Here is a 20560-nt window from a genome sequence, read left to right as displayed (position 1 = left end):
GTGACTTCAGTTTCTCTGACCGGCAAGGACATTCACCTGTCGTTCGGCACCAACAAGGTTCTGCGTGGGGTGAGCCTGCATGTCGACGCAGGTAAGACCACCACCGTCATCGGGCCCTCGGGCTCGGGTAAGTCCACGCTGCTGCGGGCCCTCAATCGCCTGCACGAGCCCGAGCAGGGCGACATCCTGCTCGACGGTAAGTCGGTGCTGAAGGACAACCCCGACGAACTTCGTCAGCGGATCGGAATGGTGTTCCAGCACTTCAACCTGTTCCCGCACAAGACCGTCGCCGACAACATCGCGCTGGGCCCGCAGAAGCTGCTGGGGCTCAATAAGGATGCGGCGCGCGCGGCCGCGATGGAGCAGCTCGAACTGGTGGGCCTGGCCAACAAGGCGGACTCGCGTCCCGGCAACCTCTCGGGTGGCCAACAGCAACGCGTCGCCATCGCACGAGCACTCGCGATGAAGCCCGAGGTGATGTTCTTCGACGAGGCCACCTCCGCGCTGGACCCGGAATTGGTCAAGGGAGTGCTGGCGTTGATGGCCGACCTCGCCAAGGGCGGCATGACGATGGTCGTGGTGACCCACGAAATGGGCTTCGCTCGGTCGGTGTCGAACAAGGTCCTGTTCATGGATCACGGCAGCGCCGTCGAAACCGGTACACCGGAGCAACTCTTCGACGACCCGCACACCGATCGACTGAAGACGTTTCTCTCGCAGGTGCTGTAGCGACGACCGGTCAGCCGGGCACCTGATACAGGCGCCAGTTCGGTTGATCGGCACCGTCGTTCGGTACTTCGAGAACGAGTGGATACAGTTCTGCGCCGTTGTCGTAGATGGTGGGGTACCGCCGGTTGATCGCATCGGATACCCCGCGGCCCTCGTTCGGCACGGTCAGCAGATATCGCACGCCTCCGGATGCCGGGTCGTTGAGAATCTTGGTGAAGTCCAGATCGGAAGGAATCACGAACCGGGTCGGGTGCTCCGACGCCGCCACGACGGCAAACCCGTAGACGGTGTCGACCAGGATCGAGCCCTCGGGTAGATCCTGACTGTCGAGATACGAGGCGAGTCGGCGTTCGGTGGAGAACGAGTCGATGATTCGCCGCGCTGCCACAGCCCGAGGGTCGTCGGCCGAGGGATTTCGGTCGAAGAGCGCCCCGAGCGCGTACTGCTGACTCGACAACGACGGCTGCATCATCGCCCACCCGGTGACCGGAAGACCGAGTGCACAGAGGAGGACGACCCCGGCCGCGGCAACAGAACGCAGGGCAGGCAAAGCCGGGCGGTGCCTTCGGTACGCACCCGCTCGTCGGGTGGCCAGGTCTGGACCGGCCGGAAACAGTTGCACCGCAACCACAGCGGCCAGAGGAATGGCGCACACGAAGAATCTCAGAAAGCCGAACGTGGAGCCGGTGATGTAGCTCGCGGCCTGAAATGCGAGCACCCCGCCCAGAAGCACGGGGGCAACCGAGAACTCCAGATCCCGGCGACGTATCGCCAGTACCGTCGCGAGCGGCAGAGACACCGCCAACGTCGGCCCCAAGGCAATCATTGCAGCGAGGGAGAACAGGCCGGTGCTCAGCAAGTCTCCACTGGACCCACCGGACTGGGCCAGAATCGCGGCGTTGCCGTAGCTGGACGACAGCTGCGCGAGCGCTTCGCCGGTGATCAACCAGCTCGTGGTGATCCAGACCAGGAACGCTGCCGCACCGGGGCCGGCAACGAGTACAGCATCGAGAATTGCTCTGCGCCGCATCTCTTTCCAATGCACTCGACCCCGGCGGAGTACCGTGACGGCCGCCACGAGCACCGCGGTGAGCGCTATCGGGACGACACCCTCGTAGCGGGTGAGGAAGGCTAGAGCCAGAGCGATGCCGACCAGAACGAGATCGTGCACATCGTCGGTGCCGACCCATCGAATCAATCGCCGCACCGCCCAGCACATACAGAACAGGAACCCGGCCTCGCTCATGCCGTTGGCTCCGTAGAAGACGATCATCGGATTGACCGCGAACAACGCCGTGACCAGTAGGCAGTAACGACCGGGAAGTCCACGGTCTCGGCAGATTCCGTGGATCATCACCACTGCACCGGCCATGAACACAGCCGACACGGCGATACCCGAGATGTTCCACCGGGTGATACCCGGCCACCAGGATGCGAAGGCGACAATCGGCAATTGTGCCAGCGCGGTCAACGGCGTGAAGATGAACCCGATGGCAGAGACGTGCGGATCCCGGCTGAGCAACACCGCCTGCGCGGCCGAGGTTCGCGACAGCGCATCCCCCAGCATGTAGCCGAACCGCATGCTCAGAGTCAGTCCCACCGCCAGGTAGCCCGCCAGAGCGGTACCGAACACGACCGCTGGGGTCCGCGACGTCATGGGGTGTGCTCCTCGCTGGGGCCGGTCTCCGGCGCGGGTCCGGACAGGCCGTGAAAGGTTTTCTCCCAGTAGGACGGATTACGTACCAACTGCCAACAGCCCTTGATGGACGCCACGCTCATCATCACCCAGTACAGGGGCATCGTGAGGCTCGGAACCAACAGGTAGGCGTTGTCGCTCTCCCTGCTTGCGATCAAGTACATGTAGATCGTGGCGATGTTGCCCACCACCAGAGACAACAACGAGAAGTAGTAGATGTACGGCGGGAAGAGTTGCGCAATCAGCGTCGGCTGGCCGAGAATCCACGCTGCCGTGGTGAACCAGAAAACCATGTTGATGCACGCGGTGATGGGCGTTCCCGCGAGTAGCAGGGTGAATCTGTAGGTGCCCACCGGTCCCAGCACGCGAACGGTCGCGAGCGGCCTGCGCATGTGCACCAGCCAGGTCTGCAAATAGCCTTTGTACCAACGGGACCGCTGGCGTACCCAGTTGATCGGATCGCTGTTCGCCTCTTCGAGGGTGGTCGAGTCCAACACCGCCGTGGAATAGCCCGAGGCCGCGATTCGGACACCCAGGTCGGCATCCTCGGTGACGTTGAACCCGTCCCAGGCACCGACCTCGTCGATGACATCGCGCCGAAGATGATTGGAGGTTCCGCCGAGGGGGATCGGCGACGTGCTGGCCATCAGACCCGGTAGCAGGTATCCGAACCACAGTGCATAGTCCGCGGTGAACCATCCGGTCAGCAGATTCTGAGAACCGTTGTGGAACGCCAGCTTTGCCTGAACACAGGCCACGGTGTCGGGCAGCCGCTCGAATGCCGCCACGACACGACGCAGCTGCAATTGCTCGGGCAGATCCTCGGCATCGAAAATCGTCACGATCGACCCGGTCGCGAAATGCAGGCCGTAGTTGCAGGCTTTCGGCTTGGTGCGGGGATCGCCGGCAGGCACCAGCACGACGTCGACGAGATCGCTGACGCCGCTGCGCGCAGCGGCCTCGATGGTGACGTCGTCGTCCTCTTCGAGCAGCAACAGGACCTGCAGCTTCTCGGCTGGATAGTCCAGACCCGTCATCGCCGCGATGAGGTCACCCACCACCTCGGGCTCGTCGTACGCCGGAACCAGAATCGTGTACAGCGGCAACCGATCGTCGGGAATCGCTCGCGCCTGCTCGTCGGTCACGGTGACGATTGCGGCAGCGTCGAGACCGCGGGAGAACAGCAGGAGGCGGTCGATCATGGCCAGGAGATATCCGATGGTGCAGAGAACCGTGACCGCGAGCAGAGTCCCGATCGGGGCGAACACCACACAGGCAACGAGGAGCACCGCAGCCACGATCGCCGTGTACTTCTGCCATGGCACGAAAGCAATCGCAGCCGAAGCCAACGGATTTCGGACAGCGAGCCCGTTGATGGCATCGTCGAGCGCCGCCGCTTTGAACTCTGCCGTTTCGGTGCCGACGCGGGGCGGCGACGGCCGCGAACTCCGAGGATCGTTCATCTCGCCGAACCGTCCCCGGAGCGCCACTGCTGGCGAAGCAACCCGGTCCCGAAGGTGGTCAGCAGTTCGAGATCCTTGTACTCCGGATCGTCGTCGACGGACACCGCATTTCCACGCAGAAACGTCCCGATTGCAGTTCCGAGATTCGACGCCATCGAGGGCTTCGGTTGTGGGAACTCGGCATCGGCATCGTGGTTGTCGACGCTGATGATGGTTACGCGCTGCGCCACATCGCCTCGTTCCCAATCGAATACGAGCTTCGTCCAGGTGAGCAACAGAGCGTCACTGACGGAGGTGTACAAGGAGCCCGTCACTCCGCGACCGAGATCGATACGCAGCGGATGGCTCGTACGGGTGTTGGAGAGCCGATAGAGCGTGCTCTCCGGGTACACAGCAAGACTGGCCCGATTCGCAGTGGACAACACGTCGACCACCACCGTCCGTGGCCGCCCACGAACATCCCATGCGGGATTTCCGACGTCTGCTCGCATGGTTTGTCGAACCAACGACGACGACTGCCCGAAAAATGCCCGCACCCAGTCGAATTCCTGCATGTCGGTTCGGGTGAAGCCAACGGGTGGCACGAGTGGCTCGGATACCGGTCCCGGTGGTCCCGCAACCGACGACAACTCCATTCGACCGGGCAGAGGAACGAAGAACAGGACTACCGCAGCAACGATCGCAACAGCCTTCGAGCTCGGCGACCACTTCGCCGTGAGCGACCCGACCCGGCGCGGCTGCCGGGCGTCGAACCGACCGCGACGGGCCACGACATAGAAGGCACCTCCCGTGACCGCGGCTGCGCCGACGGTCGGGACGAGCTGCAACCAGACGATGTCGACCTGCGGCCACATGGCCAACATGACTGCGGCGACGACGAATCCGGTCGACACCGTGCATCCGAAGCCCAGCCAACCCCGACGTGCAGTTCGGCCGACGGCAATGGCACCTGCGATGCCGGCCAGCAGCACCATCACCGCCGCATACGCAAACCTGCTCCCACCGAATCCGATGGCGACCAACCGGTAGCCCAGCGGACTCAACGCCAACAGCAACAGCCACACAGACCAGAATCGTCCGACCGGCCGCAGCCCGAACATCAGAATCGCCCCGCCGAAGAAGAAGGCAAGCGCAGCCAACACATCCAAGTGGGCTAGTTCGTACTGGTCTGCGTACCGGGGTAGCCACAGCGCTTTGATCGCGATGGAAACCAACAACGCGATGCCGCCCACTATGTTGTCGGTCTGGCGGTCGTGGATGGGCAATTCGTCGGCTCGTCGCCGCGCCACCCCCTGAGCCGCAACCACTGCCAGCAGCGGCAGCACGAAAACATATGCGGTGATGGCACCGTCGGCCGCCTCCTGGGCAAGCCGCACCCAGGTGGAGAAGAAAGCCACCACCACGCAGACGACCAGAACGGACCACCGAAATACCAGAACGGCGATTGGGCCGCGAGACAACCTGAACCGCGTGAAAGACCGCGGCAGCTGCCCGTCCTCGCTCATTGCGAGCCGCTGTGTCGACCCGGATCGCGCGCCGAACGACGTGATCGGACGGTGAACACGAGTGCCGCGACGCCGCCGAGTGCAAGTACCGCCAGGCCGACTCCGACGACGACCACCACCATCCGATCGGAGGTCCCGTCGTCGGTGGCCGCCGCCGCGCCGTCTGCTCCGGACAATGCACTGCTGGACAACGACATCGGCTCCGTGTTCTGCGCGGCGAACAGGATATCGCCGTCCAGCGCGAACCACCGCGCCGGATCGGCATCGAGCCAGGACAACATGCCGTCGAGCTCGTCCGGTGCCGAATTCCACGACGCCACGAGGACGGCGTTGCTGCGCACCGACGTGACCTGCATCGTCGCCAAGGGCTCGGCGATATCCACCGTGAGCTCGGTAGCACCGCCCGCGGCCTCGGGGTCCGTGATTCGGAAGGTCGTCTCGTCGACCGAGGACAGCGGCAGCGTCACCGAGTCCGGAAGCTCTGCGACGGGCGAAATCACGACGGCTGGTGCGCTACCGTCGAGCGCCTGGTCCATCGATACGACCTCGGGATCGAGCGGCAAGCTCGACAGCCGCTGCAAGCCGATCGCGAGGGTGACAGCCCGGACAACTCCGGCGTAGGACTCGTCGGCGAGAGCTATGTCGAACTGCGGCATCAAGGCCTGCGGCATCGACCGCCATCCCAGTGGCACCGGTGACAAAGAATCGGTGGATCGCACGAGCGTCGAACCGGCCAGGGTGACAGTCGTTTCGGCGGCGGAAGCGCAGGAGCTGCCGGAGGAGGCCGACGGATGGTCGACGGAAACATCGAGAGTCCCCACGCGGGAGAGTGCGGAATCCGGGATGTCGATCCATCGATCGAGACGGCCGGTGTCGTCGGCCTCCCAGACTTCGAGTGGCGATCCGTCGACCGAGGCTCGCACAGATCCGGCACCCGGGGTGTAGCTGCCGATCAGGTGCACGGACATGTTCCCGGCCGATCGTCCGAGTCGCGTCTGATCGATGTCGACAGATGCGGTCGCCGTGGAACTTCCTGTGCCGGAAACGGTTCCGATTCCGAGGTCGTCGAGGGTGATCGAATCGGGTGCGAGTCGAGCCTGTGGTGCGTCCGGTCCGGCCAATGCCGAGGTGCCGATTGCGATTTGGGAGAGATCACTGGTGATCAACCGGGCTTGATCGGTGAGATCCGATCCCGTACCGGCGAGGTACAACCGTGGGGGAGCCTGCTCGACGGGGTAGATCAACTCGGCACCGGCGTCGGAGTTCTTCGTCAGCACGATCGATCTCTCGAACGAGCCGTCGGGTACCGCCCCTTGAAGCTCGCTGTCCGGGCGCACTACCACCTGGACCGGCTGCGCGCCGTAGTGGTGTACCACGGATGTGGCCACAATTGTTGCTGCGGTAATCGTTTCGCGGTCAGGCGCGGCGGGCACGAACAGCGTCAATTTGCGCAGCAGCACCGGTAGGAAATCCGCTATGGTCCCCGGGACGGCCGGCACTCCCGCGTAGTCGACGGTCGCATCGATCAATCGGACCGCGTCCGAATCGGGATCGGGGCAGTAACGATCGTCGGGAATGACGGAAGGGATCAGATCGAGTGGAATCACTCCGTCGACCGTTCGCGTAGCGGCCAGCGGAATCGACACCGGAGTGGTCGGGGCAGCGCCGTCGAGGGCGATACGAGTGATCGGACGCCCGTCCGATTCGACGTCGACCCACCCGCGATCGAGCCATGCGGGCGTGGTCAGCACCGCGTTCAGGGTCGACGGAACGGCCCCCGCAGGAGATGGCACCGTCACCCTCGTACGCGGTCCTGTCAGGTCGACCGTGGTGGACTGCCCCAAGCCCAACTCGGGAAAGGTGAAACGAGACAGCTCGTCTGCGCTTGCAGCAGTGGGTCGGTCCGGATCGCCGGGTTGCGCCGACGCTGTGGTCACCGGAAGCAATATCGGGACCACGGCGAGAGCTGTCACAGACGCAGCGCGCACGATTCGCATGAGAAATGTCCAGTCTTCGAAATGAACGGAAAGTTAAGACAATAGCGCTACTTGTTGGCGCGCAGGACTTTCGCAGTCGGATCACGATACTCACAGCATGTAAACAGCGCCGAAATCCGCCGTCGAATTCGGTTTCTCCGATTGTAACGGCGATTCAGTTCGCTCTTAGTCGATTCGGTCGATCAACAGCCGACAATTTCCTCTGGCACGAAGTCGAATTCGGTGAAGCCGTTCGTCATCGACGGCTTCGGAATCTCCGCATCCGCGTCTACCATTACGGCGATGCGCATCGCGTCGAAAGTCCTTCAGTGCGTTCTCGGTGCTGTCCTGATGTCGACGGTCGTACCGGGCATGGCCGAGACCGCCACGGCGGCACCTGTTGCCGGCGCTCGTGTCTCCGCGAGCACTGATGGTCTCGCACTCGACGGTCGACCGTGGTGGCCGACCGGGTTCAACGCCTACCAACTCGCCACCGATTGGTCGGTCAATGCCGGATGCGGGGCGATGGTGGACCTGGACAGTTACTTCGAGGCGCTTCCTCCACATTCGCTGACCCGGTTCGACGCCTTTCAGGCATTGGCGATCAACCGATTCACCGGTGCCCTCGACTTCGGGCCGATGGATGCGGTCTTCGCCGCCGCCGAGGCTCACGATCAACTCCTCGTACCGGTGCTGTCACCCCAGGACGGGGCGTGCGAGGGAAACGTCTTCAAAGACAGGCAGTGGTACGTCGACGGCTGGACGACGGCCCCCGGCACGCCCAGCTCGACCGCGAAGATCAGCTTCCAGCAATGGATGCTCACCGCTGCGAATCGGTGGAAGGACTCGTCGGCGTTGGCTGCGTGGGAGCTGGTCGGTGAACCGGAGACGAGTTCGTGCACGGATGCGTCGTGCTCCTGGTCCAGCCGAACGTGTACGGCCGGTGCTGCAGAGGTGCTTCGCTCGTTCTTCGACACTGCAGGACAACAGCTCCGCTCCGTCGATCCTCGCACTGTGATCACAGCGGGCCTCACCGGCGGAGGCCAGTGCGGAAGCCAGGGTGACGAGTACGAGTACCTCGCCCAGTCGCCCTTCGTCGATGTGTTGCAGTACCACGATTACGGTGCTGACGGCGTGCCGTTGCCCGGAGATCAGTGGAACGGGTTGCAGCGGCGGATCACTCAGAGCGCCGCGGTGGGCAAACCTCTGTTGGTCGGGGAGATCGGCCAACTCGCCGGTTCATGTGGCGATGTCGATTCTCGAGCAGCCGGTATTGTCGCGAAGATCGACGGCCAGCGTACCGCTGGTACAGCAGGGGCGCTGTTGTGGGCTTTCGTACCGGATCCGCGGCCCACGGACTGCACTTACGACATCGGACCGGCCGATCCGCTGTGGCAGACGATCGGACGTTAGGGCAACCTCGTTCTCCCCAACTTCACCTGAACGTTCCTTTACTTTCGCTTTTGGGTGACAGCGTGCCGTGACATGAAGCCACTGCCCCTGTTCGCCGTTCACGACGGAAGCTCCAAACGATCATCGTTGACCTGCAAGTACAAGTGCGGCGATGCCTGTTTCCACGAGATTCCCAATACGTCGAAGGGCCAGTACTTCGGCGACATCGTCAAGACTGCGATGTCGCGGCGCGGCGTCATCAAGGGCGGGGCCATGGCCGTACTCGCTGTCGGCGCGGGTAGCGCGCTGGCCGCATGTTCGACCGATGAGCCTGCTGCGACCGGGAGCGGAACCACTGGCGCGTCCGGCACCTCGGGCACCGACACCCCGCCCGTCGACGGCGTGGATTTCGTTGCAGTGGAACCGAACACCGAGGACGCCGTCGTCGTTCCCGACGGTTACGAGCAGGGCATCGTCATACGGTGGGGCGACGCCGTCGTCGCGGGCGCACCGGCCTTCGACTTCGACAAGCAGACCGGCGCGGCGCAGGAGAAGCAGTTCGGTTTCAACAACGACTTCGCCGGCCTGCTGCCGATCGAGGGCACGCCCAACGCCCATCTGTTGGTGGTCAACCACGAGTACAGCACGGAACCGGCAATGTTCAAGGGCTACGACGCGGAGAACCCCACCCGCGAGCAGTTCGACGTAGCCCTTGCGGCACACGGCCTTTCCGTGGTGCAGGTGCAGGGCGAATCGGGCACCGGCAAGCTCACCCCCGCTATGGGCCAGTACAACCGGCGCATCACCGGTACCACCGAGTTCCTGGTCACCGGCCCCGCTGCGGGCAGCAACTTCCTCAAGACCAGCGTGGACCCCACCGGCACCAAGGTGTTCGGCACGTTCAACAACTGCTCCGGCGGCCTCACCCCGTGGGGAACGGTGCTCTCCGGCGAGGAGAACTTCAACCAGTACTTCGCCAATGCCGAAAGCGTCACGGATGCGACTGTGGCCAAGCGCCTGTCGCGCTACGGCGTCGAAGGCGGTGCCAGCGAACGTAAGTGGGAGCGCTTCGACAAGCGATTCGATCTGGCGCAAGAACCCAACGAGGTCAACCGATTCGGCTACATCGTCGAGGTGAATCCCTGGGATCCGCAGTCGGCACCGATCAAGCACACCGCTCTCGGCCGGTTCAAGCACGAGGCCGCGACCATCCACGTCACCGACGACGGCACGGTGGTCGCGTACAGCGGCGACGACGAGCGCTTCGACTACATGTACAAGTTCGTCTCGAGCCGAAAGATGATGCCCGGCACCGGCCAGGCCGCGATGCGCAACAACCTGACCTTGCTCGACGCCGGCACGCTGTACGTCGCCAGCCTCACCGGTGATACGCCCGACGAGATCGACGGCTCGGGCACGCTGCCCTCCAACGGTGAATTCCGTGGCAGCGGAACGTGGATTCCATTGCTCGAAACCGGCGAGGACGGCCGCGGCAAGTCTCTCGTCGACGGTATGTCGGCCGAGGAAGTCGCCGTGTTCACCCGTCAGGCGGGTGACGCCGTGGGCGCAACCAAGATGGATCGCCCCGAAGACTTCGAACCGAACCCGGTGACCGGCAAGGTGTACGTCGCACTGACCAACAACTCCAACCGCGGCACCGAGGGCAAGGCGGCTGCCGACGAGGCCAATCCCCGCAACAAGAACAAGAACGGGCAGGTACTCGAACTCGACGACGACCACGCCGGTACGTCGTTCACGTGGAACCTGTTGTTGGTCTGCGGTGATCCGAACGAGGCCGACACGTACTTCGGCGGATTCGACAAGAGTCAGGTCAGCCCCATCTCGTGCCCCGACAATCTGGCGTTCGACTCGAAGGGCAACCTGTGGGTCTCGACCGACGGAAACGCCCTCGACTCCAACGACGGCCTGTTCGCCGTGGTGCTCGACGGCCCCCGTCGCGGCGAGACACGTCAGTTCCTGACGGTCCCCGCCGGCGGCGAGACCTGCGGCCCCATCGTCACCGACGAGCGCGTCATGGTCTGCGTCCAGCACCCGGGTGAAAGCGACGACGCCACCGCCGACGCTCCGATCTCGCACTGGCCCGACGGTGGCGACACGCAGCCGCGGCCGTCCATCGTCGCGGTGTGGAAGTCCGCATAGCCCTGGCTGTTTCGACAGAGCCACGATGCCCGTAGTCGACCAACTCGGCTACGGGCGTCGGGCCGTGTTCACTGCGCCACCGACGACGCGATCAAATCCTCGACCACCGCGGCGATCACGGCATTCGCGTGGTCGGGGTTGGTCACCACCGACACCGTTCGGGTCGGTGCATCGATGACGTCGATCATGTGCAACCCGGGGAGGATCGACGCCAAGGACGACGGCAGCAGCGTCACACCCAACCCTGCTGCGGTGAGTTGACCGATGAGGTCGGCCGAATCGGCCTCCAGAATGTGTCCACGAGGAACCGACGAGCGGGTGAATGCATGATCGGATTGCAGTCTGGCCTCGCTTCCCGCCGGCCGGTCGATCATCGTCGTCTCGGACAGGTCCGCCAGCCGGATCGAATCCCTCTGGGCCCAGGGATGATCGGGGCCGACGAACAGTGACAGTGGCTCCGTCCACAGGGCGGTAACCGCCAATCCGGGATGCGGGCGTCCGGGCGCGAGTCCGATGATTCCGAGATCGAGGTCACCGCGTGCGATGCCGTCGAGAACGTCGGCGCTCGGGCGCGGCAGCAACGTCACCGACGTGTTGGGAAATCGCTGGGAGATGCGGCCGACCACTGCGGCCAGGTCGACACGGGCGAGAGGCGCGATCATGCCGATTCGCAGCCGCCTGATGGCGGTCGCGGGATCGGGCGCGACGTCGGCCACCAGTCGGGACACGGCACCGAGCACGCTGTGCGCGCGTTCGACAAAGATCTGTCCGGCCGGGGTGATGGTGACACTTCGGCTCGTGCGAGCGAACAGTTCCACGCCCAGCTCTTTTTCCAGGTCTTTGATCTGGCTGCTCAACGCCGATTGAGCGACTCGTAGCCGAGCCGCTGCGCGTCCGAAGTGCTGCTCTTCGGCGACCGCAACGGCGTACCGGATGTGTCTGAGTTCCACGATTCACAATTCTATCTGTTTCGACAATCGATCGTGCGAAACGTTCTATTGGACAGCTGGATGCACAACGAGCACCCTTGTCCAAGTGAAGACAGCAAGCACCTCGCGCACCGGCGTGAGCACCCCGGTCGTCGCCCTGATGGCTGTCGCCACCGGGCTCTCGGCCGGCGGCAACTACCTCAACCAACCACTGCTCGACCTCATCTCCACCGAATTCGACGTGTCCGAGACAGCCGCAGCCACCTCGGTGACCGTCGCACAGATTTCCTACGCCCTCGGTCTGCTGCTCATCGTGCCCCTCGGCGACGTCGTCGATCGCCGCAGGTTGAGCGTCGGACTGATGATTCTCGCTGCGACGGGTCAGGCGATCACCGGATTCGCCCCCGCCCTGTCCTGGCTCCTCGTCGGCACCGCGATCGCTGGACTGTTCTCGGTGGCGGCGCAGGTGATCGTGCCGTTTGCCGCGTCGATGGCACACCCGGAGCAATCCGGACGCATCGTCGGAGTGGTCATGGGCGGGTTGCTGACGGGCATTCTGCTGGCACGCAGCATCTCGGGGCTGCTGTCGTCGGTGACGGGGTGGCAGGGCGTCTACCGCGTGGCAGCAGTGTTGATGCTGGTCGCCGCGGCCGGCCTGTGGCGGGTGCTGCCACGCAACACCGTGACGGCGGACGTCACCTACGGCTCGGCGCTGGTGTCGATGGTTCGGCTGGTGCGCACCCACCCCAGGCTTCGAACACGTGCGGCGCTCGGCGGTCTCGGCTTCGCGTCGGTGAGCACGGTGTTCGCGACGATGACGCTGTTGCTGTCGTCGAGATTCGGTTTCGGTGCCGTCCAGATCGGACTGATCGGATTAGCCGGTGTCGGCGGCGCTCTGATGGCCTCGGTCGCGGGCCGACTCGCAGACCGCGGACTGGTGCAATGGGCCAGCGGAACCTGTGCGGTTCTGTTGATCGCACTCTGGCCGATGTTCGCCGTGGGCGGCCGTTACTGGGTGGTGTTCGTGGTCGCATTCGTACTCCTCGACCTGGCTCTGCAGGGCGTGCACGTGAGCAACCAACACATCGTCTACGCCCTCGAACCGGCTGCTCGCGCCCGAATCAACTCCGTCTACATGACGACGTACTTCGTGGGTGCCTCAGCAGGATCTGCCGTCGGAACGTTGGCTTGGAAGCATTTCGAGTGGACGGGAGTGTGCGCTGCGGGGGCCGTGTTCGCCATTGCCGCACTGCTGGTCTGGCTGCTGGATCTGCAGGTGGACGCCCGTCAACGGCGGGAAGACACCTGCGGGACGCCCGGTGGGTCCGAGCCGACGATGGTGAACAGTCACTAATGCGTTCTGTTCCGAGACGTGGTTGAGTCGTTCTCGATGAGACGTGGGTAACACTCACGCTGCCGACGGCGACATACCCAGAGTCGGCACGAACAAACCATAGAAACACGAACTACTTCTCTTGGCTCGGAGGCGCACCCATGACTGTCGTGAACGATCGCATCCACGTGGCTCTCACGGAACTCGACCCGTCCGATTACGCGGTGCCGACCATCGCACCGATCCGTACGGCCGGCCACCTCGACCCGGTGTTCTGCATCCACCCCCTCGTCGGGCTGGTCGACTGCTATGCGGAGCTTGCAGCACACGTCGACGACGCACGTCCCATCTACGGCGTCCAGGTCCCGACGTCGGGAGAGCTCGCGGAGTCCCTGGCCGCCTTGGCCTCGCAGTACGCCGACGACATCGTTCGCATCCAGACCGACGGGGCCGTACACCTGCTGGGCACGTCCTTCGGTGGAGTACTCGCGCACGCCATCGCCGTCGAGCTGCAGAGTCGCGGCGTCACCGTCGGTGCACTGACGTTGCTCGACAGCGACCCCGTTCGGTCCAGCGCCGACAGCGCCGACCTGCTCGGAACCATGGGCGACGAGATCGATCGCAGCCACGCCGAAGAGTTGCTCGCCGTTGCCTCGCACAACGACGAACTCGCGCAGCGGCACCTGCCGGGCATCTACTTCGGTGACATACTCGCCGTGTCCTCGATTGGAACCGACTCCGGTTCCGCGTGGCACCCCTTCGTCTGCGGCACGATCGCCAAGTACCTCGTGCCCGACGCCACCTCGTTCGACGTCGTCGGCCCGTTGGTCGACAGCTACCTCGGCTGACCCCTCCGGCTCATCCGAGCCAATCCAGCACGGCGGCGGCCGTCCAGGACTGCTGCATGCTGCCGAGCGGCTTGCCGGTGAACGGCTCGTAGTACTCGGCGAAGCTACCGTCACTCGCCTGGCGCAGACCCTCGTCTCGCAGAGTCAGTGATCGCTCCGACCACCCACGGCGTGCGAAAGCCCACGAGAACAGCCAGGTCATCACCGGCCACACCGGTCCACGCCAGTACTCGCGAGCGCGGAAGTCCTTCGACACCGGGGACGTCGACGGCGGTACCGCGTACCGCAGATCCGGATGACCGCAGAACCGGGTGCCCTCGAAGATTCGAATGAGATTGCGCTCCTGCTCGCGCGGCAGTCCGCCGCACAGCAGCGGCGCGAACATGGCAATGGTCTCGGTGCCGATCCACTGACCCGTCCGCAGATCGAAATCTCGTGCCCCGCCCGAACGCGTGTCGGTGGTCGCGATGACTCCCTTGCGGAACTTGTCCGCCCACCCGCGCAATTCGCGCACATCCGAGCGCGGCCGCGAGTGGTCCTCCCCGATGGTGGCGAGGACGTCGCACGCGACGGCGAAGATGGCACTGACGAACACGTCCTCGACGGCGAAGCTCATCTTGGTCTTCAACGCATCGTCGTCGTAGCCGACCTGTTTCATCTCCTCCACCAACCAGATGTAGCGGTCGTACTCGAGATTGCTGGGCCGCTGAGACGAGTCGGTGATGACCGCCTTGTCCTCGCGGAAATACGGATCCATCTCTCCGGCAACCACATTGGCGTAGGCCGAATCCCATCGCGGCGAATTGTCCATGCCGGACTCCCAGCCGTGGAACAGCGCGATGCGTCCGTTGTCGTCGACGTCGCGGGCCTGGGCGAGCCAACGATGCCACCGCACCAGATCACCCCAGCGGCGATCGAGGAACTCCTCCGCCACCGCTCGCGTCGTGCGGCCGTGGCGCTTGGAGTGATCGAGGATGCGCTGCACGGCGATCGCGTGGACGGGCGGTTGGGTGATTCCGGAAGTCTGCGGACTCATCGGAGCGTGGGTCGCCAGCGTTCCGGTGGCCCATCGCGCGGGGCCGGGAAAGTAACCGTCGACACCGTTGGCGAACACGATGTGCGGAATCATCCCGTTCTTCCATTGCGCCGAGAGCAAGGTGTCCATCTCCACGACGGCCCGCTCGACGCTCAACGGTGCCAAGCCGACGGAAACGAATGCGGCGTCCCAGCTCCACATGTGCGGGTACAACCTGGGTGCTGCGCTGGTCATGGTGCCCAGGTCGTTGCCTCGGAGCAGATACGCCGCACGTGCGGCCAGCTGCGTGGAAGTGAAACCGCGATCGCCCATGCAGATAGTTTGCGTCCGGCGGCCGATTTCTGCTCGGTTGGATTGCGGACCGAAGGTGTCCGCGATCGCTCCTAGTGTGAGTTTCACCAGCTACCAGGAGGAAAACGATGGCCACCGAGAACACCGACATTCAGAATATGCTCGCCGAACAGCGCGCGAACTTTCTCATCACCGTCCGCGGCATCAACGAGGAACAAGCACGCACCCGCACCACCGCGAGCGAGCTGACCCTCGGCGGACTGCTGCACCACGTGATCAGCAACGAGCGCCATTGGATGACAGTGATCGCAGAGCTGGACGAGACGGCCGAATTCGACATGGCCGGCGCCGGCAGCGAGTACGTGATGGCCGAGAACGAGACCGTCGCCGGACTCATCACCGAATGGGAAGAGGTGGCCGACGCTACCTCGACGGCCTTGGAAACACTGGACCTCGACCTGTCGGTACCTGTCCCGACGGCGCCGTGGGCACCCGAAAGAATATGGCAGAGTGCACGATTCACGGTTCTGCACATCCTCCGCGAAATCTCCCAGCACGCCGGCCACGCAGACATCATCCGCGAGGAACTCGACGGTGCGAACACCACCCAGGCGTGGGCGTCCGAGGCGGGGATGAGCTTTTAGTTAGCCTGGAGTCATGCCTACTGCACTGGTGACCGGAGCAAGCCGGGGTCTCGGGGCCCACATCGCTCGATTGCTTGCTCCGGACCATCACGTGTTGCTGGGTGGTCGGTCCACAGAGTCCCTCGCCCCGATTGCGTCGGAGCTGTCCGGGTCCACCCCGTGGCCGGTGGAACTGACCGACGCGGACGCGGTGGCCGCAGCCGCGTCGAACATCGGTTCTCTGGACGTCCTGGTGCACAACGCGGGGGTAGCGGCGCTCGGGACGGTCGAAGAGTCGACGGCGGACGATTGGCGGAATCAGTACGAGGTGAACGTCATTGCCGTCGTCGAACTCACTCGACTGCTACTGCCAGCCCTTCGCAAAGCCAACGGGCATGTGGTGCTGATCAATTCGGGTGCCGGCATCCGAGCGAACCCGGGATGGGGTGCCTACGCGGCGAGCAAGTTCGCACTCCGCGCCTTCGCCGATGCGCTGCGCCTCGAGGAGCCGTCGTTGCGCGTCACCTCGGTGCACCCCGGACGCATCGACACCGACATGCAGCAAGAGATCGTTGCGCACGAGGGTGGGGAGTACGACGGCTCGAAGTTCTTGCAGCCCAGCACCGTTGCCCGTGCAGTGCGCAACGCAATCGATACTCCCGCCGATGCTCATCCCACGGAAGTGGTGCTCCGCACCAGGTGAGTGGAAATTCGTAGCAGGGGTCGAGTTTCCGCTCACAACATGAGCTTTGTCCCCGGCGTTGTTCGCAAGACCGACTGCATCTCCCTCTTCTTCATCCTCGCCAGTGGACGAATGGGGTCTTCTCATTCACTCGGATGATTTATCGCTTACGGTCCGTGGGGCGGCGACTGCCAACTAGCTCGGGAACGCATCCACAGGTTTCAGCAACGCGGACGAGCCGCTTCAGAGCTCGTTCAGTTTCACGATGCCGTCTTGCAAGGCGCGCGCGACGAGTGCAGCCTTCGTAGGAGCCGCGCGTCCGACGCGCGAGTACTTGTCGCGGATTCTCGTCAGGTGCGTGTTGACGGTGCCCAACGCGATGTGAAGGCGTGCGCCCACGTCGACCTTGGAGTCGGAATCCAGCCAGGCCTTCAGCACGGTGATCTCACGCGCGGTCAGTCCCGGTGAGGCGTACACCGGCACAGCCCGCGTGGGCGTAGGTGTAGGCCGTGCTCCGCCGGGCCTGGTACCGAGTGCAGAGCGGCCGCTGCTCGACACCGGGACTCGCGAATGAAGCTGGGGTCGATGACTCGTCGCTACCATCTTGGCCTCCTCGGGCAATCGGCCTACGGACCGATCTGAATCTGACCACGGTTGCCGAACTCCATGCAACACAAGCTTATTCGAGCCTTTACTCCATAAAGTATGTTGGGCTACACCATGTTTTAGTCGAAACTAAACACCGGGATCCGAGCCATCCAATTGCTATAGTTCGAAATCCAAACAATGCGGTGCAGGTGGACGAAGGCGGTCGTCGGTGAACCAGAAGTCACTCCCACGGGACCAGTTCCTTCAAGCCGGATATCGCCTGCTCGGTGAGATGGACACCACCGACCTTGCGCGATCGCTCTCGATCTCGGCCGTCGTCGAACGCGCGGGCCTGTCGCACCAAACTTTCCACAACACGTACCCCGGTAATTCACGCGGCGGCGGGTCCGGCGGCAAGGAAGCATTCGTCGAAGACCTCCTCGACCACCTCACGCTGGATTACACCGGTATGACGGCTCCTGCGGGCACCCAGAACGTGAAAGCTCCGGTGTCGGCGCTGTTCGACGACCTCACGTCCGGCCTCATGCGACGTCGCCTCGTTGCAGTACTGCTGGCTGCCGACCACAACGGTGCCCGAAAGGCCGTAATCCCCGAGTTCGAGCGCTTCGACACCGACCTGCGATCCACCATCGGCCAAGCGGTGCAGGCTCACGGCGGATCGTTGCGCCAACCACTGTCGCTGACAAACCTCTCGACGGTCGTCGGGGCTCTGCTCGACGGGTTGGCGCTCCGAGAGGTGCTCACGCCGGGCTCCGTGTCCTCCGACGACGTTGCATCGGCCACCAACTCGATTCTCCAGTGGGCCATAGACCCACTGCATTCCGACCGCACCGTCGCCCAACCCGATCCGGGCGACATCTCGGATGCTCTGCGGCCCGACCTCGAGGCCGACGTGATCGCGGCGACCGAAACTCTGTTCGTCGACAACGGCTACTTCCTGGTCACCCTGGCCGACATCGCGGCGGCGGCGCAGATCCGTGTAGAAGACCTTCGGCGACTGTTTCCGAGCAAGGTCGACATCATCGTTGCGGCGCTGAAACCCGAATTCGACCGGGTGCTCCGGCTCCGTCGCGCCGACGAACGTCTGGGAGTCGACCCCGCCACCGCCCTGCAACGCACGTTGGTTTCGTTGGGCGAGTTCGTGATCGACAATCGAGCCATGAGCTCGGGCATGCTGCTCGCGTTGAGCTTCGAGCAATTCCAACAACCGAGCACCATCACAACCGTCATCGAAAACCTCTACCTCCCGTCCGCTGTGGTCCCCATACTCGAACGCGGACGTGAGAGCGGCGTGTTCAGCGACGACGCGCCGGCACTCGAAGCCGCAATCATGTTGACCAACAACGTTCTCTTCCGCTGCCTGACACGTCCCGCGGAGTCCGCAACCGAAGTGGCGCACGGTGTTCTGCGAATATTGATGCCCGGTGTGGCGATTCGGCCGGTGTGAGAACGCCGGACAGAATTGCGATCACCACTCCGGATGCTCGTGCTCGGCCCACTCCCTGGTCACGGTGCCCTGTGTCATGCCGCGCATTGCCTCCGGGTCGCGCCACGCGTAGGTGATGTGACCGGCGACGAGTAGCCCGAATCCCAGGGCGAACCAGTCGTGTACGAATGTTGCACCGATACGCCACTGCAGTGGACTCCACGTGGAGAAGTACATGACGACGCCGGTACCGAGAAGTACCAGAATCGACCCGGCACTCAGGGCACCGTTCAGCTTCTGGCCGGCATTGAATTTCCCGACCCCCACCGCCCCGAGTCGACGTGCTTTGGAACGCAACCACTTCCAGTCGTCGGCGACAAATCTGTTGAGACGGCCGAGGTCCGTGCGATAGCTGCGTGAGACCGCACCGGCGATCAACGGAATCGGCAGCAGAAAGCCCGACCACACGTGCACGAACTCCACCACCGGGCGATGGCCGACAAGCACCGCGAGCGACCCGATGTACAGAATCGCCGCGGTCACGATGCACACGATCACCAAGACCCCGACTGCCCAGTGCACGTATCGCTCGACTCGGTCGAACCGTGCGCGGTCGTCAGCTCGTCGGTTCATCTCGACGTCCGTTCGACTCGCCGACGAAGCCATCGATGTCGTACCCGCGCTTCTCCCAGTAGCCGGGGACCACGTTGTCGGTCAACTCGATTCCGGAAAGCCACTTGAGACTCTTGTATCCGTACATCGAAGCGACGAACAACCGCACCGGACCTCCGTGATCGTGGGTGACGGGGCCGTCGAGCATCGTCAACGCGATCAGCACGTCGTCGCGACGGGCCTGCTCGAGCGTCAGGCTCTCGGTATACGTGCCGTCGAACGAGGTGAACCGCAGCGACGTCGCCGACGCGGTGGGTCCGACGGCATCGAGGATATCTGCCAATCGCACTCCGCTCCAAGCCACTTCGGGTACCCGCCATCCCGTCACGCACTGGAAGTCACGCACCAGCGACGTCTGCGGCATCGAGCGGAGGTCCTGCAGAGTGAACGGGCGCGGTGTGTCGACGGAACCGCCCACCGTCAGGGCATAGGAGTTCTCGTCCTTGCGCGGCGCGCCCTGCGTCACCGAATAGAAGCGAAAGTTGTCGCCGACGGGAATCAGCCCGATCAGTCCCGTCGGATCGTGATTTCCGAGCGGACCGAGTACGGATGCGAGACCCTTCTGGATCGCGCCCCCACCCACGATGCCCACCGCGCCGGCCGCTACCAGGCCCAGCACTAACCGGCGGCCCACAGGGCTACCCACGATCTCCGATTTTTCGACGGCCACATCTCCACTGTCCACGGCGCACCCGGATCAAGCCACACAGGGCGTCGAGTCAGGTCTGGAACTTCGCCCGGGGAAGTCTTACGGTTGATTCATGGCACTGTCGAAGACAGAACGCGAAGAGTATCTGGCCGAATCGCATATCGCCGCCCTCTCGGTAGCGGCCGGGGCGGACCGTGGCCCGCTGACGGTCCCGATCTGGTACGACTACACGCCCGGCGGTGAAGCCTGGGTGTTGACCGGTGCCACGTCGAAGAAGGCCCAATTGATCAGGACTGCAGAGCGATTCACCCTGATGATCGAGCAGTCCGATCCGACGATCCGCTACGTCAGCGTCGAGGGTCCGGTCGCGCGAGAGGAGCCGAGTACCCCGGAGTTGCTGCGCGCCATGGCGGCCCGCTACCTGCCCCCGGAGAAGGTCGACGGCTACCTCGAGATGGCCAACCGAGAGCACGAGGAGAACGTGGTGTTCTACCTGCGCCCCGAACATTGGCTGTCTGCCGATCTCGGGGCCATCTGAGAG

At 64.0% G+C, this 20560-nt stretch carries 18 protein-coding genes; 9 read left to right on the top strand and 9 right to left on the bottom strand.

What is annotated here, in order from left to right:
• Positions 1–729 (top strand): amino acid ABC transporter ATP-binding protein, encoded by a 729-nt coding sequence (locus QM588_RS01155; protein WP_174557188.1) that lies wholly within the window; start codon positions 1–3, stop codon positions 727–729.
• A 10-nt stretch (positions 730–739) separates the two neighbouring features.
• On the opposite strand, the gene QM588_RS01150 is transcribed toward QM588_RS01155, so the two are convergent.
• The 4 genes from QM588_RS01150 to QM588_RS01135 are packed head-to-tail and all read right to left on the bottom strand — an operon-like array spanning position 740 to position 7390.
• On the bottom strand, positions 740–2386 hold the full coding sequence (locus QM588_RS01150) for an ArnT family glycosyltransferase (RefSeq protein ID WP_283310957.1): 1647 nt from the start codon (positions 2384–2386) through the stop codon (positions 740–742).
• The gene (locus tag QM588_RS01145; RefSeq protein WP_283310956.1) at positions 2383–3888 is read right to left on the bottom strand and encodes a glycosyltransferase; all 1506 of its coding nucleotides are present in this window, start codon (positions 3886–3888) and stop codon (positions 2383–2385) included. Before QM588_RS01145 ends, QM588_RS01150 begins: the two co-directional genes overlap by 4 nt.
• Positions 3885–5393, bottom strand: coding sequence for a hypothetical protein (locus QM588_RS01140; RefSeq protein ID WP_283310955.1), 1509 nt, complete (start codon positions 5391–5393; stop codon positions 3885–3887). Before QM588_RS01140 ends, QM588_RS01145 begins: the two co-directional genes overlap by 4 nt.
• Entirely contained in the window at positions 5390–7390 is a 2001-nt protein-coding gene (locus QM588_RS01135; RefSeq protein WP_283310954.1) for a hypothetical protein, read from the bottom strand. Before QM588_RS01135 ends, QM588_RS01140 begins: the two co-directional genes overlap by 4 nt.
• A 330-nt stretch (positions 7391–7720) precedes the next feature.
• Here QM588_RS01135 and QM588_RS01130 point away from each other — a divergent pair, with 330 nt between their 5' ends.
• Positions 7721–8782, top strand: a complete 1062-nt coding sequence (locus QM588_RS01130) for a cellulase family glycosylhydrolase (protein ID WP_283311768.1) — start codon at positions 7721–7723, stop codon at positions 8780–8782.
• Between the two features lie 72 nt (positions 8783–8854).
• Positions 8855–10921 (top strand): PhoX family protein, encoded by a 2067-nt coding sequence (locus QM588_RS01125; protein ID WP_283310953.1) that lies wholly within the window; start codon positions 8855–8857, stop codon positions 10919–10921.
• A 68-nt stretch (positions 10922–10989) separates the two neighbouring features.
• On the opposite strand, the gene QM588_RS01120 is transcribed toward QM588_RS01125, so the two are convergent.
• On the bottom strand, positions 10990–11871 hold the full coding sequence (locus QM588_RS01120) for a LysR family transcriptional regulator (RefSeq protein WP_283310952.1): 882 nt from the start codon (positions 11869–11871) through the stop codon (positions 10990–10992).
• 139 nt (positions 11872–12010) lie between these two features.
• Here QM588_RS01120 and QM588_RS01115 point away from each other — a divergent pair, with 139 nt between their 5' ends.
• Both QM588_RS01115 and QM588_RS01110 read left to right on the top strand, forming a co-directional pair.
• Positions 12011–13204 (top strand): MFS transporter, encoded by a 1194-nt coding sequence (locus QM588_RS01115; protein ID WP_283311766.1) that lies wholly within the window; start codon positions 12011–12013, stop codon positions 13202–13204.
• A 140-nt stretch (positions 13205–13344) separates the two neighbouring features.
• Entirely contained in the window at positions 13345–14031 is a 687-nt protein-coding gene (locus QM588_RS01110) for a thioesterase domain-containing protein (protein WP_283310951.1), read from the top strand.
• 10 nt (positions 14032–14041) lie between these two features.
• Here the strand turns inward: QM588_RS01110 and ggh are convergent, their stop codons facing one another.
• The gene (ggh, locus tag QM588_RS01105; protein ID WP_283310950.1) at positions 14042–15379 is read right to left on the bottom strand and encodes a glucosylglycerate hydrolase; all 1338 of its coding nucleotides are present in this window, start codon (positions 15377–15379) and stop codon (positions 14042–14044) included.
• A gap of 107 nt (positions 15380–15486) precedes the next feature.
• Here ggh and QM588_RS01100 point away from each other — a divergent pair, with 107 nt between their 5' ends.
• Together QM588_RS01100 and QM588_RS01095 are read left to right on the top strand one after the other, a co-directional pair.
• Complete coding sequence (locus QM588_RS01100) at positions 15487–16002, top strand: DinB family protein (protein WP_283310949.1); 516 nt, start codon at positions 15487–15489, stop codon at positions 16000–16002.
• A gap of 13 nt (positions 16003–16015) precedes the next feature.
• Positions 16016–16684, top strand: a complete 669-nt coding sequence (locus tag QM588_RS01095; RefSeq protein WP_283310948.1) for an SDR family oxidoreductase — start codon at positions 16016–16018, stop codon at positions 16682–16684.
• A gap of 222 nt (positions 16685–16906) precedes the next feature.
• On the opposite strand, the gene QM588_RS01090 is transcribed toward QM588_RS01095, so the two are convergent.
• On the bottom strand, positions 16907–17140 hold the full coding sequence (locus QM588_RS01090; protein WP_283310947.1) for a LuxR C-terminal-related transcriptional regulator: 234 nt from the start codon (positions 17138–17140) through the stop codon (positions 16907–16909).
• A 340-nt stretch (positions 17141–17480) separates the two neighbouring features.
• On the opposite strand from QM588_RS01090, the gene QM588_RS01085 reads away from it, so the two are divergent.
• Positions 17481–18719 carry a TetR/AcrR family transcriptional regulator gene (locus QM588_RS01085; RefSeq protein ID WP_283310946.1) on the top strand — a complete coding sequence of 413 codons (1239 nt, stop codon included), beginning with the start codon at positions 17481–17483 and terminating at the stop codon, positions 18717–18719.
• Between the two features lie 21 nt (positions 18720–18740).
• On the opposite strand, the gene QM588_RS01080 is transcribed toward QM588_RS01085, so the two are convergent.
• Entirely contained in the window at positions 18741–19331 is a 591-nt protein-coding gene (locus tag QM588_RS01080; protein ID WP_283310945.1) for a cytochrome b/b6 domain-containing protein, read from the bottom strand.
• On the bottom strand, positions 19315–20040 hold the full coding sequence (locus QM588_RS01075; RefSeq protein WP_283310944.1) for a molybdopterin-dependent oxidoreductase: 726 nt from the start codon (positions 20038–20040) through the stop codon (positions 19315–19317). Before QM588_RS01075 ends, QM588_RS01080 begins: the two co-directional genes overlap by 17 nt.
• A gap of 91 nt (positions 20041–20131) precedes the next feature.
• Between QM588_RS01075 and QM588_RS01070 the strand changes: the two genes are divergently transcribed.
• Positions 20132–20557: a pyridoxamine 5'-phosphate oxidase family protein gene (locus QM588_RS01070; RefSeq protein ID WP_283310943.1), complete on the top strand. Its 426-nt coding sequence runs from the start codon at positions 20132–20134 to the stop codon at positions 20555–20557.
• Positions 20558–20560 lie beyond the last annotated feature (3 nt).

The sequence above is a fragment of the Rhodococcus sp. IEGM 1354 genome (assembly GCF_030056855.1).
GTDB lineage: Bacteria > Actinomycetota > Actinomycetes > Mycobacteriales > Mycobacteriaceae > Rhodococcoides.
Note: the sequence above shows the minus strand (reverse complement) of the source record. Positions and strands in the feature narration are given on the sequence as shown.

Coding starts and splice junctions, on each gene's coding strand:
- QM588_RS01150 (WP_283310957.1), bottom strand. CDS start 2,386: ATGACGTCGCGGACCCCAGCGGTCGTGTTCGGTACCGCTCTGGCGGGC.
- QM588_RS01145 (WP_283310956.1), bottom strand. CDS start 3,888: ATGAACGATCCTCGGAGTTCGCGGCCGTCGCCGCCCCGCGTCGGCACC.
- QM588_RS01140 (WP_283310955.1), bottom strand. CDS start 5,393: ATGAGCGAGGACGGGCAGCTGCCGCGGTCTTTCACGCGGTTCAGGTTG.
- QM588_RS01135 (WP_283310954.1), bottom strand. CDS start 7,390: ATGCGAATCGTGCGCGCTGCGTCTGTGACAGCTCTCGCCGTGGTCCCG.
- QM588_RS01130 (WP_283311768.1), top strand. CDS start 7,721: ATGTCGACGGTCGTACCGGGCATGGCCGAGACCGCCACGGCGGCACCT.
- QM588_RS01125 (WP_283310953.1), top strand. CDS start 8,855: ATGAAGCCACTGCCCCTGTTCGCCGTTCACGACGGAAGCTCCAAACGA.
- QM588_RS01115 (WP_283311766.1), top strand. CDS start 12,011: ATGGCTGTCGCCACCGGGCTCTCGGCCGGCGGCAACTACCTCAACCAA.
- QM588_RS01110 (WP_283310951.1), top strand. CDS start 13,345: ATGACTGTCGTGAACGATCGCATCCACGTGGCTCTCACGGAACTCGAC.
- ggh (WP_283310950.1), bottom strand. CDS start 15,379: ATGGGCGATCGCGGTTTCACTTCCACGCAGCTGGCCGCACGTGCGGCG.
- QM588_RS01100 (WP_283310949.1), top strand. CDS start 15,487: ATGGCCACCGAGAACACCGACATTCAGAATATGCTCGCCGAACAGCGC.
- QM588_RS01095 (WP_283310948.1), top strand. CDS start 16,016: ATGCCTACTGCACTGGTGACCGGAGCAAGCCGGGGTCTCGGGGCCCAC.
- QM588_RS01080 (WP_283310945.1), bottom strand. CDS start 19,331: ATGAACCGACGAGCTGACGACCGCGCACGGTTCGACCGAGTCGAGCGA.
- QM588_RS01070 (WP_283310943.1), top strand. CDS start 20,132: ATGGCACTGTCGAAGACAGAACGCGAAGAGTATCTGGCCGAATCGCAT.